Here is a 12755-nt window from a genome sequence, read left to right on the forward strand (position 1 = left end):
CACCGTGCAACCTCGACCATAGTCGAAGTCAAGGCTAAGGTGGGTGGCGTGACCAAACTTGCCGACCACCTCAGCATCGGACAGGTCTCCGAGCGCAGCGGGGTCCCGCACACCGCGCTGAGGTTCTACGAGGACCGGGGGCTCATCTCGTCGGAGCGCTCCGCGGGCAACCAGCGCCGCTACCCCCGGTCGATCCTGCGCCGCATCGCGTTCATCCGCGCCGCGCAACGAGTCGGCCTGAGCCTCGAAGAAATCAGCGCCGCACTCGCCACCCTCCCCAAGGACCACGCCCCGACGAAAGCCGACTGGGCCCGGCTTTCCAAGAGCTGGCAAGAAGAACTCGACGCGAGGATCGACGCGCTGCAACGCCTGCGGGACAGGCTCACCGGCTGCGTCGGCTGCGGCTGCCTCTCGCTGCGCGTCTGCGGCCTGTACAACCAAGACGACCAGATGGCCCGCTTCGGCCCCGGCGCACGCCTGCTGAAACCAGTCTCCGAAGGCGGCGCCTGACTTTGCCTTTTATCGCGTGTCAAAATTTGCGCTGCCGGGGGCGCGGCTGTCGTGGTTCGGCGCGGGTTAGTCGCGTTGGGCGCCCCCGCCATCGCAAATTTAGAGGGCCTGGCGGCCCTGCACTCGACTTGAACGCTCCCCGCCGCGCGGGGCGCGTCGGCTCGCCGGTGCGGGGCTGGGTTGGCAATGGCCGCGCCTCCGGCGCGGACCGTAGGTTGGCGAAGTGCGCCGCCCGCGCGAAGGGTCAGGAGTCGGCGGTTCGTTCGGCGTAGGCCTCGACCAGCTGGCGTTCGGAATCGTTCAGGTAGACGGCGAGCAGCTCTTCGGCGCCAGCGCCGTCACCGACGCGAAGCCGGTCCAGGATTTCGTGGTTGCGGACGAGGTACCGCTCGTGGAACCGGCGCGGGTCGGCCATCACGTGGAAGACCAGCCGCAGTTCCGCGAAGATGCCGCGCATCAGCTCGTCCACGCGGGTGCTGCCGCCCAGGGCCGCGATTGCCTGGTGGAAGTGGATGTTCGCGGTGCCGAGGTGCTGCCACCGCTCCCCCTTGGCGGCGACGTCACCGTCGGAGACGGCGCGCTCAAGCCGCGCCAGGCCTTCGGGCGGCTCGGTCACGGGGCGCACCGCGGCGCATTCGACGAGCTTGCGCACCCGGTACAGGTCGACCACGTCTTCGACGCGCAGCATGCGGACGAACACGCCGCGGTTCAGCTCGTGGTTCAGCAGCCGCTCGTGCGTCAGCAGGCGGAAGGCCTCGCGCAGGGTGTTCCGCGAGACGCCGAGCGCGTTCCCGATGTCGTGCTCGGACAGGCGCGCCCCCGGCTGGAAGAAGCCCTCCGCGACCCGGGTGCGCAGGATATCCGCGACGCGTTCGGCGGTGCTCGTCCTGCCGAGCAAGCCCCGGTCGGCTTCGAGCCCCAAGGCGCCAGAACCGTCATCGGCCGTTCTCACACGGCGAGCCTACTCCGTCACATGAGGAACGATAAAATCAGCCTCTTGTGGAATTGTTCAACAATCATCTACGGTGTGAGCCATGCCACGATGAACTTCGTCCCCTAGCGAGGTCCGCATGAACCCCACACCGGCGTCCACCACCGAGGACACCCGCCCGTTCGCCTGGTACCGCACGCTCGGCAAACGCGGGCAGCGCGCGTTCATCGGCGCCTTCGGCGGCTACGGCCTCGATTCGTACGACTACCAGGTGCTCCCGCTGGCCACGGCCGCGATCATCGCCTTCTTCCATCTCACGACCGGGCAGGCCGGGCTGCTGAGCACCGTCACGCTCGTGGTGTCCGCGGTCGGCGGCGCGCTCGCGGGCGTGCTCGCCGATCGCATCGGCCGCGTGCGCACGCTGCAGCTCACCATCGCCGTCTACACGGTCTTCACGGTGCTGTGCGGGTTCGCGCCGAACTTCGAGACGCTGCTCGTGTTCCGCGCGCTGCAAGGGCTCGGCTTCGGCGGCGAATGGGCGGCGGGCGCGATCCTCGTCGCCGAGTACGCCTCCACGAAGTACCGCGGCCGGACGGTCGCGTTCGTGCAGAGCGCGTGGGCCGTCGGCTGGGGCCTGTCGGTGATCGTGTCGACGATCGTGTTCAGCACCCTCGGCGATGCGATCGCGTGGCGCGTGCTGTTCTGGACCGGCGCCATCCCGGCGCTGCTCGTGCTGTGGCTCCGGCGTTCGGTCACCGACGCCGACGAAGCGACCGAACGGCGCGCGAAGACGTCGAGCCGCGGCTCGTTCCTCGCGATCTGGAAGGGCGATCTGCTGCGCACCACGGTGATCGCCTCGATCTTCGCGACCGGCGTCCAGGGCGGCTACTACACGCTCGCGACCTGGCTGCCGCAGTACCTGAAGACCACGCGCGGCCTCGGCATCGTGGGCACCGGCGGTTTCCTCGCGTTCCAGATCACCGGCGCGTTCGTCGGCTACGTCTGCGGCGGGTACCTCACCGACCTGCTGGGCCGCAAGCGCACGTTCACCCTGTTCGCCGTGCTGTCCGCGGCGCTCATCGTCGCCTACACCCAGGCACCCGCCGACGCGAACGCGTTCGTGCTGGTGCTCGGTTTCCCGCTCGGGTTCTGCATGTCGGCGATCTTCAGCGGGTTCGGCGCGTTCCTCGCCGAGCTGTACCCGACCGCGCTGCGCGGCACCGGGCAGGGCTTCACCTACAACTTCGGGCGCGCGGTCGGCGCCGTTTTCCCCGGCCTGGTCGGCTTCCTCGGCGTCGGCGGCACGATGGCGTTCGGCGCGATCGGGTACGCCGTGGCCGCGCTCGCGCTGCTGGGCCTTCCCGAAACCCGGAACCGTGACCTCACCTGACTAGCACGTGTTTCAAAAGCGGCGGAGCCGCTTGAGGTGGGCCGTCAGCTCGCACCGCCGGAGGTTCTGACGTGGTTCCTGGCGAGGACAGCGCCAGCGTGGTGACCTGGCGGTCATGAGTCGGCGATCCCGGAGCCAGACAGCACAGTGGCGCGCAGCGCCTCCGTGAGGGGCGGTGGTCGGGCTGGCGGGTGGGCCACGTCAGGTTCTCCTACCCGCACCGCCACGCAAACCACCTTCAAAAAAACCTCCTAAAAGGAGTCGCGATGACCACGTTCGACGACACCGCCACCGTGCACCCGGCGCGGGCCCGCGCGCTCTTCCGCTCCGGCGTCAGCGAACCGACCACCGGCTGGGCTTCGGGGTACGCGCAGGCCAATCTCATCGCGGTGCCGCGGGACTGGGCGGACGACCTGCTCCTGTTCTGCCAGCGGAACCCGAAACCGTGCCCGGTGCTCGACGTGAGCGAACCCGGTGCCACCACGACGAAACTCGCCGACGGCGCGGATCTCCGCACCGACCTTCCCCGGTACCGGCTATGGGAAAACGGCGAGCTGGTGCGCGAAACCACCGACGCGACACCGTTCTGGCGGGAAGACCTGGTCACCTTCTTGATCGGCTGCAGCTTCACCTTCGAGACCGCGCTCGCCGCGGCGGGGATCCCGCTGCGGCACGTCGAGCGGGGCCGCAACGTGGCCATGTACACCACCACGAAGCAGTGCCGCCCCGCCGGGCGATTGCACGGCCCGCTGGTGGTGTCGATGCGGCAGATCCCGGCGGCACTCGTCGACGAGGCCGTGCGCGTGACCAGTTCGATGCCCGCCGTCCACGGTTCGCCGGTGCACAGCGGAAACCCGCGTGCGCTGGGCATCGAGGACCTCGCGCGGCCGGACTTCGGCGACGCGGTCGTCGCCGAACCCGGTGACGTGCCGGTGTTCTGGGCGTGCGGCGTGACCCCGCAGGCCGCGCTGATGGCGTCGCGCCCGCCGTTCGCCATCACGCACGCGCCAGGCCACATGTTCATCTCGGACCGGCGCGACACCGAATACCGGGTGGGTTCGTGAAGGTCGTGCCCTACGGCGAGCGGGCGGCGCTGGTGGATCTCTACGACGCGGGCGAAGTCGTCGGGCTCCGCGCCGCGCTGTCCGCCTCGCCACTGTCCGGAGTGGACGAACTGGTGGCCGGCGCCCGGACGCTGCTGGTGCGGTTCGATCCGGCGCGCACCTCGTTCGACCGCGTCCGCGCGGCCGTGCACGAGCGCGAATTCGATACCGGCACCACGACCCGCGGCCCATCGGTCGTGCTGCCGGTGCGGTACGACGGCGCGGATCTCGCCGCCGTCGCCGAGGCTTCCGGGCTGTCCGTGCCCGAGGTGGTCCGGCGGCATTCGGCCGCCGCGTACACGGTCGCGTTCTGCGGGTTCGCACCGGGATTCGGCTACCTGACCGGGCTCGACCCCCGCCTGCGCCTGCCGCGCCGGGCCTCGCCGAGGACGAGGGTGCCCGCGGGCTCGATCGCCATCGCGGGCGAGTATTCGGCCGTCTACCCGCACCCGTCCCCCGGCGGCTGGCACCTGCTCGGGCACACCGCGCTCGCGGTCTGGGACGCCGACCGCGAGCCGCCGAACCTCCTGGCCCCGGGAACCCGCGTCGAATTCCGGGTGTGCCCTTGAAAAAGCTCGAAGTGGTGCGGCCGGGGCCGTTCGCCACCGTGCAGGACCTGGGACGGCCGGGGCTCGCGGCGATCGGGGTCGGCCGCTCGGGCGCCGCGGACCGTCGCTCGTTCCGGCTCGCGAACCGGCTCGTCGGTAATCCCGAAGGGTGCGCGGCGATCGAGGCCACGCTCGGCGGCCTCGTGGTGCGCTTCACCGAGCACGCCGTCGTCGCCGTGACCGGTGCGCCGTGCGCGATCACCGCCGGGGCGAGGGCGGCCGGGATGTCCGCGCCCATCCCGGTCCGCCCCGGCGACGAGGTTTCCCTTGCCACACCGGACAACGGCCTGCGGAGCTACCTCGCGGTCCGCGGCGGGATCGACGTGCCGCCGGTGCTCGGATCGCGCGCCACGGACACGATGGCGCGCCTCGGCCCCGCCGCGCTGACGCCGGGCTGCGTGCTCCCCGTGGGCACGCCTTCACTCCCCCATCCGCCCGTGGATTTGGCTCCACAGCGCCCTTTCCCGGACGAACTGGTGTTGCGCGTCGTGCCGGGGCCGCGGCTGGACTGGTTCGCCGAGGACGCGCTCACCTCGCTGCTGTCCGCCCCGCACCGGGTCACCGCCGAGGCCGACCGGGTCGGGATCCGGCTCGACGGGCCGGTCCTGCGGCGCGCCAGGGGCGACGAACTCCCACCGGAGGCGGGAGTTCTCGGCGCGCTGCAGGTTCCGCCTTCGGGCCACCCGATCCTGTTCCTCGCCGATCACCCGGTCACCGGCGGCTACCCGGTGCCCGCCGTCGTGCTGGAAGACGACGTCGACCTCGCCGCGCAGGCGAGACCGGGCCAGTCGATCCGGTTCTCAGCGCCGTAGGTGCCGGTAGCCGGACGCGGACAACGGCAGGAACACCGCGACCAGCAGCACCGGCACGACGATCGCGAGCAGGGTCGCGTTGTCGACCGCGAAAGACCCGCCTACGACGGGATTTCCGAGCAGTTCGCGCACCGCGGTGGTGGTGGTCGAAAGCGGGTTGTACTCCGCGATCGTGCCCAGCCACCGCGGCATCGTCGCGGTGTCCACGAACACGCTCGACAACATCAGCAGCGGCCAGACCGCCACCTGCACCGCGGTCACCGTCTCCTGGTTCTTCGCCTTCAGCCCGATGAACACGCCGATCCACAGCATCGCGAACCGGAGCAGGAGCAGCAGCCCGAACGCGGCGGCGATCGCGGGCAGCCCCGCATGGGGCCGCCAGCCGAACACCAGCCCGGCGAGCACGACCACGGCCAGCCCGACGACCGAGTTGATCAGGTCGGCCGTGCACCGTCCCGCGACGACGGCGACACCGCTCATCGGCAGCGAGCGGAACCGGTCGGTGACCCCCTTGGCCGCGTCCGACGAAACGGCGGTCATCGTGCCTTCCAGGCCGAAGAACATCGCCATCGCGAAAGCGCCGGGCAGCACGAAGTCGATGTAGTCCCCGCCCGTGCTCCCGCCGAGCGCGCCACCGAGCAGGCCGATGAACACGGCCATCAGCAGCACCGGGAACAGCCAGCCGAAGACCATCACCCCCGGCCGGTTCCGCCAGTGGTGCAGCGCGCGCAGGGTGATCGTCCAGGTGTCGGCGACGGCGTGCCGGAACCGGTCGGCCAAGCCGTCCTCGAACGTGGTGTAAGCCGTGGTCATACCGGAACCCCTTCGGTTTTTTCGTTCAGGTGCAGGAAAACGTCGTCGAGGCTGGGCGTGCGGATCGCGATGTCGTCGAGGCCGATCCCCGCGTCGCGCAAGGCGGCCGCCGCTCCGAGCAGCGCGCCCGCGCGGTCCGCGACGGGGACCCGAACGGTGCCGTCCGACACGTGGATCTCGCCGCTCGCCCACGTGCCGACGACACCGGTGATGCGCGCGATGTCCGTGCTGTCACGGGGAACCAGGTCGAGCCAGTCGTCGCCGACCTTCGCCTTCAGCTCCGCGGGCGTCCCCTCCGCGACGACCCTTCCCCGCGTGAGCATCGAAACGCGGTCCGCGAGCTGATCGGCCTCCTCCAGGTACTGGGTGGTCAGCAGGACCGTGGTGCCGCCGTCGACGAGATCGCGGATGGCCGTCCAGACCTCGCGCCGCCCGGCGGGGTCGAGCCCCGTCGTGGGCTCGTCCACGAACAGGACCTCCGGCGCGACCAGCAGTCCCGCCGCGAGGTCGAGCCGCCTGCGCATCCCGCCGGAATAGGCGCTCACGCGCTTCGTCCCGGTGTCCGCCAGCCCGAACCGGTCGAGTAGCTCCGCGGCGCGGGTTTTGGCCGCACGCACCGAAAGCCGGCTCAGCCTGCCGAACATCACGAGGTTCTGCAGCCCGGTCAGCTCTTCGTCGACGGCGGCGTACTGGCCGACGAGACCGATCCGCCGCCGCACCCGCCCGCCGTCGCGGGCCACGTCGTCGCCGCCGATCAGCACGGTCCCCTCGTCGAGGTCGAGCAGCGTGGCCATGATCCGGACGGCGGTGGTCTTCCCCGCGCCGTTCGGTCCGAGCAGCCCGTGCACGGTGCCGCGCGAAACCTCGAGGTCGAACCCGTCGAGCGCGGGCGGATCGTCCTTGCCAGCCGACGGATAGGCCTTGCGGACCCCGACCGCGGCGATCGCGGGCCCTCGATCGTTTTCCAGCATGCGTCCCCTCTTCTCCGCAGTGCCGTACGGCGTACGGTACGTCGTACGGCCGCTGAGCGTACGGTACGGTGTACGGCAGACGCAAGCCTGGTTCGCGAATTCGGGCGGAAAGGAAGACCTTGGCCAGGCAGCCCCCCGCATCCGAGCTGACCCGCACCATCTACCTGCTGTGGGGCCACCACCCCAGCCCCGGCCGGTCGGGGCTCACGGTGACCGCGATCGTGCGGGCCGGGATCGAACTCGCCGACACGGGCGGCTTGGCCGGGGTCTCGATGCGCCGCGTCGCCGAGCACCTCGGGGTCGGCGCGATGTCGCTGTACGGGCACGTCCCCGGCAAGGAAGACCTCGTCGCGTTGATGGTCGACGCCGTCTACGAGGAGTTGTACGGCGACGACGTCGGCGCCGCGACCGAAGCAGGCGACTGGCGCGCGGGGATGAAGTTCGTGGCGCGGCGGAACTGGGAACTCTACGAGCGCCACCCGTGGCTGCTCGACGTCGATTCGTCGCGCGGCGCGCTCGGCCCGCACGTCAGCCGGAAGTACGAAACCGAACTACGTCCGCTCGACGGCATCGGCCTGTCCGACGTCGAGATGGACGCCGTGCTGACGCTCGTGCTCAACCACGTCTCCGCCGCCGCGCGCACGGCGAGGATCGCGTCCAGCACGGAGAAGGCCTCCGGAATGTCCGATGTGGACTGGTGGAGCGCGGTGGCTCCCGTCCTCGAACAGGTCATGAACGACGAGGAGCTGGTGCTCGCCGATCGCGTCGGCACCGCGGTCGGCACGCAGTTCAACGCGGCCGCGAGCCCCGAGCACGCGCTCCACTTCGGCCTCGACACCATCCTCGACGGGGTGCAGTCTCGAATCGGGTAACGTGCCGGGAGTGATCGAATACCACGGCACCGAGGGGCTACCCCCGGTCAACGGGTACAGCCACGCGGTTTCCTTCCAGGGCCGCATGATCGTGGTGTCCGGCCAGGTGCCGCTCGACGCCGACGGCACGCTGGTCGGGAAAGACGATCCCGAAGCGCAGATCGACCAGGTCTTCCGCAACCTCGTCGCCGCACTGGCGTCGGCGGGCGCCGGGATGGAAAACGTCGTCAAGTTCACCATCTTCCTGACCGATCTCGCGGACCTCCCGGTGTTCCGCACAGTGCGGGACAGGTACCTCTCCCCCGGCAGGCTCCCGGCGAGTTCACTGGTCCAGGTCAGCGGGCTGGTGCACCCGGACTTCCGGGTCGAGGTCGAGGTGCTGGCCGCGCTCGGCTCCTGACCGGGGCAGTTCGGCCCGGAATCGTTGTCCGTAGGCCTCTTCTCCGCCCGAACCCGGGTTCCGGTGACTTACCGATGTCCGTGGCGCGGCGTCTGCCCCGATCACGACCTTCAGCACGACAACGCGGTTATTCATGAGTTGGAGATCCCGGAGCGAGAAGGCGACTGAGGTTCCGCTACCCGCACCGCCACGCAAAGCACTTCGAACCAGTCTCTAGGTCCGCGGGCGGGGGCGGCCCATCAACCGCCTTCCGACGGCCAGCAGCGCTTCGCGGAGGCTTTCGTCGTCGAGACCGGCGAGCGCGGGTGCCCCGCCCGCCAGCGCGATACCGGCGAGCGCGACGTGCGCGGCCACCAACGTGGCGGTGTCCGGCTCGGGTCCCGACAACAACGTCAGCAGCCGCTTCTCGAACCTTTCCTCGCCGTGCAACGTCTTCTCGATCGCGCGGGCCACTCCGGGATCGCTGCTGAACAACGCGACGAGCGCGCGGTGGCGGACCACGATGTCGACGAACCCGGTGAGCAGATGGTCGACGCGGGCGCCCCGCCTGCGGAAGGTCGCCGCTTCCTCGACGACGGCGGCGAGTTCGCGCAGCCCCGGCTCGGCGACCGCCTCGGTGATCTCGTCCTTCGTCTTGAAGTGGTAGTACACCGCGGCCTTCGTGACCCCGAGCGCGTCCGCGATCATCTGCAGCGACGTGCCCTCGGCGCCGTGCTCGGTGAACAACCGCAGCGCGGTCGCCAGTAGCCGCGACCGCGTGTCCTCCCCCGCGGCGCCGCTGGTCCGGATCGTCCCGGTTGTCATCGAACCTCCTCGTAGAGCAGGCAAACCCTACGCCTCCCCCGGTACCACCGGCAAACTTTTCTCCTAGCCGTGCGGCTAGTCACAAACTTGCCGATCGGCTTGTAGCCGCCTAGCCGAACGGCTAGCGTCGAACTCACCCGATCGAGAACGGAGCGCGTGCTGTGGCCACCCTTCTGTACCGGCTCGGCCGGTCGTCATTCCGCCGCCGCTGGCTCGTCGTCGGTGTCTGGGCGGCCGTGCTCGTGGCGCTCGGCCTCGGCGCGCTGACGCTCTCGGGCACGACCACGAACGCCGTGACCATCCCCGGCACCGAGTCGCAGCAGGCGATCGACCATCTCAAGGAGAAGTTCCCGCAGGCGTCCGCGGGCGGCGGTACCGCGCGCGTCGCGATCGCCGCGCCGGACGGGCAGAAGCTCACCGAGCCGGCCAACCGGGCCGCCGTCGAGCAGGTCGTCGCCAAGCTCAAGGTCGCGCCGCAGGTCGCGGGAGTCGTGGATCCCTTCCAGGCCAAGACGATCTCACCGGACGGCAAGGTCGCGCTGGCGCAGGTCAGCTACAAGGTGCAGGCGTTCGTGCTGACGCCGGAGGACCGCGCCGCGCTGACCTCGTCCGGCGATCCCGCGCGCCAGGCCGGGCTCGAGGTCCAGATCGGCGGCGACGCGGTGCAGGGCCCGGTGGAAACCCAGGCCACCGAAGGAATCGGCGTGATCGTCGCGGCGATCGTCCTCGCCATCACGTTCGGCTCGCTCATCGCGGCCGGGCTGCCGCTGCTGACCGCGTTGATCGGGGTCGGCGTCGGCATGGCGGGGATCATGACCGCGTCCGGGTTCATGGAGCTGAACGCGAACACGCCGATCCTCGCGCTCATGCTCGGCCTCGCGGTCGGCATCGACTACGCGCTCTTCATCGTCTCCCGATATCGGCACGAACTCAGCGAGGGCAAGGAACCCGAGGAGGCCGCCGCGCGCTCGGTCGGCACCGCGGGATCGGCCGTCGTGTTCGCCGGGCTCACCGTGATCATCGCGCTCGCCGGGCTCACCGTCGTCGGCATCCCGTTCCTCGCCGAAATGGGCATCGCCGCCGCGCTGACCGTGGCCGTCGCGGTGCTCATCGCGCTGACGCTGCTGCCCGCCGTGCTCGGGTTCGCCGGGCGGAAGGTGCTCGGCAAGAAGGCGCGGGAGGAATCGGCCGACGCCGCCAAGACCACGAACGGCGAGCGGTGGGCGAAGTTCGTGGCGCGGCACCGGGTCGTGGTGCTCGTCGGCGCGGTCGCGGCGCTGCTGGTGGCCGCGATCCCGGCCACCAGCATGCAGCTCGGCCTGCCCAACGACAGCACCGCGGCACCGGATTCGACCCAGCGCAAGGCCTACGACCTGGTGACCTCCGGGTTCGGCGAGGGCGCCAACGGGCCACTGCTCGTGGTCGTCGACACCGAGGGCAGCAAGGACCCGCAGGGCGCCGTGCGCCAGGCGGTCACGGGCATTGCGAAGCTCGGCGACGTGGCGGCGGTGACTCCCCCGCAGGTGAACGCCACCGGCGACACCGCGCTGCTGAGCGTGGTCCCGAAGAGCGGGCCCAGCAGCGAGCAGACCGAACAGCTCGTCTCCGACATCCGCGCGCAGAACGCGAACCTCGGCGAGGCCACCGGCGCCAAGCTGTCCGTCACCGGGCAGACCGCGGCGAACATCGACGTGAGCGAGAAGCTCGCCGACGCGATGCTGCCCTACCTCGCGCTCATCGTCGGGCTGGCGTTTTTGTTGCTGATGCTGGTTTTCCGGTCGGTGGTCGTGCCGCTCAAGGCGACGCTCGGCTTCCTCGGCTCGGTCATCGCGACGTTCGGCGCGGTGGTGGCCGTGTTCCAGTGGGGCTGGCTGACCGATCTGCTCGGCGTGGAGACCACCGGCCCGATCATGAGCATGCTGCCGATCCTGCTGATCGGCGTGCTGTTCGGGCTGGCGATGGACTACCAGGTGTTCCTGGTGACGCGGATGCGCGAAGAACACGTGCACGGCGCACCGGCTCAGCAGGCGATGGTGACCGGGTTCCGGCACGGTTCCCGCGTCGTGGTCGCGGCCGCGCTCATCATGATCAGCGTGTTCGCCGGGTTCGTGCTCGCCGACCAGGCACTCATCCAGTCGATCGGGTTCGCGCTCGCGTTCGGGGTCGCGGTGGACGCCTTCGTGGTGCGCATGACGATCGTGCCCGCGGTGATGTCGCTGCTGGGCAAGCACGCGTGGTGGCTGCCGAAGTGGCTGGACCGGATCGTGCCGAACGTCGACGTCGAAGGCGAGAAGCTCGCGCAGCACCTCGGCGATGGCGGCGACGCGGGCGAGAAGGTCCTCGAACCAGCCCGCTGAGTTTGTTAGAGAACTTTCCGAATAGGTCTTGACGGGAGCGCCCGCCCGGCTCGATGCTGGACACCTGCCGCCGCTGGAAACCCAACGGAGGCGCCATGAAACGGCTTGCCGTCGTTCTGTCCACCGTCCTGCTCGCGGCGCTTTTCGTCAGTGCGGGCGCCGCGAACGCGGCCACCACCCAGCCCACGTTCCTAACGTTCTACGGGTGGTGGGACAACACCCCGCCCGGCGGTGAGATCGAATACCCGAAGCTGCACGACACCGCGGGCGGCGAGGGCACCTACGACGACCCGATCACGTTCGCGACCTCGACGAAGGAACTCAAGGCGGGCACGAAGGTCTGGGTCCCCCGGGTGAAGAAATATTTCATCATGGAGGACTCCTGCCAGGAATGCGGCGAGGACTGGAGCGGCGAAGGCCCCAACGGCGGACCGGGGCTGCGGCATATCGACCTGTGGCTCGGCGGTGAAGGCGGCAGCGCGATGGACGCGATCGACTGCGAAGACGCGTTGACGCACTACAACTCCGACGGCAAGCCGACGATGGAACCCGTCGTGGTCGACCCGCCGTCGGACGAGACCGTCGACCCGACGCCGATCTTCGACACCAAGAGCGGCGCCTGCTACGGCGGCGCGAAGCCGACCACGACCGTCGGGCAGTACAAGAACGACTCGACGGGCCAGTGCCTCGAAGATCCGGCGAACAGCACCAAGCCGGGCACCGCGCTGAAGACGGCCGCGTGCTCCGGCGGGGCGAGCCAGCGGTTCACCTTCCACGGCGCGTTCCTGCTCGTCAACGACCTGTGCGCGGGCATGTCCGGCGGAAAGGTCGTGTTGCAGAAGTGCACCGGTGGACCGGCTCAGCAGTGGTCGATCAACCCCGACAAGACGATCTCGGACATCCAGAGCGGCCAGAAGTGCGTGCGCGCCTCGGGCGGCAACGCGGTGGCGGGAAGCTGTTCGGGCGCGGCGAGCAGGTGGACGTTCACCCCGAAGTGAGCGGTCAGCTTCCGGTGAGCCAGACGACGGCGCCGCCAACCGCCAGCACCGCGGCGATCGCGAGCAGACCGGCGAAGAGCTTCGCGGTCTTCCACAGGCTGTAGACGCCGCCGATCAGGAAACCGGCGAGCGCGAGCAGCAATACGGCGACGACTTCCTTGCTCACCCGGTCAGCGTGCCACACGC

General features: G+C 70.1%; 14 protein-coding genes. 9 read left to right on the forward strand and 5 right to left on the reverse strand.

Annotation, left to right across the window (positions count from 1 at the left end; translation table 11 throughout):
* Nucleotides 1–48 precede the first annotated feature (48 nt).
* Nucleotides 49–510, forward strand: a complete 462-nt coding sequence (soxR, locus tag HUW46_RS07455; RefSeq protein ID WP_215546588.1) for a redox-sensitive transcriptional activator SoxR — start codon at nt 49–51, stop codon at nt 508–510.
* Nucleotides 511–754: 244 nt separating this feature from the next.
* Here soxR and HUW46_RS07460 read toward each other — a convergent pair whose 3' ends face one another.
* Nucleotides 755–1462 (reverse strand): GntR family transcriptional regulator, encoded by a 708-nt coding sequence (locus HUW46_RS07460; protein ID WP_215546589.1) that lies wholly within the window; start codon nt 1460–1462, stop codon nt 755–757.
* A gap of 118 nt (nt 1463–1580) precedes the next feature.
* Here HUW46_RS07460 and HUW46_RS07465 point away from each other — a divergent pair, with 118 nt between their 5' ends.
* The 4 genes from HUW46_RS07465 to HUW46_RS07480 all read left to right on the forward strand — a co-directional run bounded on the left by HUW46_RS07465 (nt 1581) and on the right by HUW46_RS07480 (nt 5354).
* Entirely contained in the window at nt 1581–2831 is a 1251-nt protein-coding gene (locus tag HUW46_RS07465) for an MFS transporter (RefSeq protein WP_215546590.1), read from the forward strand.
* Nucleotides 2832–3097: 266 nt separating this feature from the next.
* A complete protein-coding gene (locus tag HUW46_RS07470) occupies nt 3098–3895 on the forward strand; it encodes a putative hydro-lyase (protein WP_256451421.1) in 798 nt (265 codons plus the stop codon).
* Nucleotides 3892–4503 (forward strand): 5-oxoprolinase subunit B family protein, encoded by a 612-nt coding sequence (locus HUW46_RS07475; RefSeq protein WP_215546591.1) that lies wholly within the window; start codon nt 3892–3894, stop codon nt 4501–4503. Before HUW46_RS07470 ends, HUW46_RS07475 begins: the two co-directional genes overlap by 4 nt.
* Nucleotides 4500–5354, forward strand: a complete 855-nt coding sequence (locus HUW46_RS07480; RefSeq protein ID WP_254125902.1) for a biotin-dependent carboxyltransferase family protein — start codon at nt 4500–4502, stop codon at nt 5352–5354. The genes HUW46_RS07475 and HUW46_RS07480 overlap by 4 nt, the downstream gene beginning before the upstream one ends.
* On the opposite strand, the gene HUW46_RS07485 is transcribed toward HUW46_RS07480, so the two are convergent.
* A complete protein-coding gene (locus HUW46_RS07485) occupies nt 5343–6167 on the reverse strand; it encodes an ABC transporter permease (protein WP_215546593.1) in 825 nt (274 codons plus the stop codon). The two genes, HUW46_RS07480 and HUW46_RS07485, sit on opposite strands and share 12 nt — an antisense overlap.
* Nucleotides 6164–7138 (reverse strand): ATP-binding cassette domain-containing protein, encoded by a 975-nt coding sequence (locus HUW46_RS07490; RefSeq protein WP_215546594.1) that lies wholly within the window; start codon nt 7136–7138, stop codon nt 6164–6166. Before HUW46_RS07490 ends, HUW46_RS07485 begins: the two co-directional genes overlap by 4 nt.
* 119 nt (nt 7139–7257) lie before the next feature.
* Here HUW46_RS07490 and HUW46_RS07495 point away from each other — a divergent pair, with 119 nt between their 5' ends.
* Both HUW46_RS07495 and HUW46_RS07500 read left to right on the forward strand, forming a co-directional pair.
* Nucleotides 7258–8010, forward strand: coding sequence for a TetR/AcrR family transcriptional regulator (locus HUW46_RS07495; protein WP_215546595.1), 753 nt, complete (start codon nt 7258–7260; stop codon nt 8008–8010).
* Between the two features lie 10 nt (nt 8011–8020).
* The gene (locus tag HUW46_RS07500) at nt 8021–8410 is read left to right on the forward strand and encodes a RidA family protein (RefSeq protein ID WP_254125904.1); all 390 of its coding nucleotides are present in this window, start codon (nt 8021–8023) and stop codon (nt 8408–8410) included.
* A gap of 213 nt (nt 8411–8623) precedes the next feature.
* Here HUW46_RS07500 and HUW46_RS07505 read toward each other — a convergent pair whose 3' ends face one another.
* Nucleotides 8624–9214, reverse strand: a complete 591-nt coding sequence (locus HUW46_RS07505) for a TetR/AcrR family transcriptional regulator (RefSeq protein ID WP_215546596.1) — start codon at nt 9212–9214, stop codon at nt 8624–8626.
* Between the two features lie 161 nt (nt 9215–9375).
* On the opposite strand from HUW46_RS07505, the gene HUW46_RS07510 reads away from it, so the two are divergent.
* Nucleotides 9376–11571 (forward strand): MMPL family transporter, encoded by a 2196-nt coding sequence (locus tag HUW46_RS07510; RefSeq protein ID WP_215546597.1) that lies wholly within the window; start codon nt 9376–9378, stop codon nt 11569–11571.
* A gap of 95 nt (nt 11572–11666) precedes the next feature.
* Nucleotides 11667–12569 carry an RICIN domain-containing protein gene (locus tag HUW46_RS07515; RefSeq protein WP_254125906.1) on the forward strand — a complete coding sequence of 301 codons (903 nt, stop codon included), beginning with the start codon at nt 11667–11669 and terminating at the stop codon, nt 12567–12569.
* A gap of 4 nt (nt 12570–12573) precedes the next feature.
* On the opposite strand, the gene HUW46_RS48220 is transcribed toward HUW46_RS07515, so the two are convergent.
* Nucleotides 12574–12735 carry a hypothetical protein gene (locus tag HUW46_RS48220; RefSeq protein ID WP_254125908.1) on the reverse strand — a complete coding sequence of 54 codons (162 nt, stop codon included), beginning with the start codon at nt 12733–12735 and terminating at the stop codon, nt 12574–12576.
* Nucleotides 12736–12755: the final 20 nt, after the last annotated feature.

Source organism: Amycolatopsis sp. CA-230715, from assembly GCF_018736145.1.
Classification (GTDB): Bacteria; Actinomycetota; Actinomycetes; order Mycobacteriales; family Pseudonocardiaceae; genus Amycolatopsis.

Bases quoted from the DNA above. Each gene is read 5' to 3' on its own strand.
- HUW46_RS07465 (WP_215546590.1), top strand. From the start codon at position 1,581: ATGAACCCCACACCGGCGTCCACCACCGAGGACACCCGCCCGTTCGCC.
- HUW46_RS07470 (WP_256451421.1), top strand. From the start codon at position 3,098: ATGACCACGTTCGACGACACCGCCACCGTGCACCCGGCGCGGGCCCGC.
- HUW46_RS07515 (WP_254125906.1), top strand. From the start codon at position 11,667: ATGAAACGGCTTGCCGTCGTTCTGTCCACCGTCCTGCTCGCGGCGCTT.
- HUW46_RS07505 (WP_215546596.1), bottom strand. From the start codon at position 9,214: ATGACAACCGGGACGATCCGGACCAGCGGCGCCGCGGGGGAGGACACG.
- HUW46_RS07490 (WP_215546594.1), bottom strand. From the start codon at position 7,138: ATGCTGGAAAACGATCGAGGGCCCGCGATCGCCGCGGTCGGGGTCCGC.
- HUW46_RS07485 (WP_215546593.1), bottom strand. From the start codon at position 6,167: ATGACCACGGCTTACACCACGTTCGAGGACGGCTTGGCCGACCGGTTC.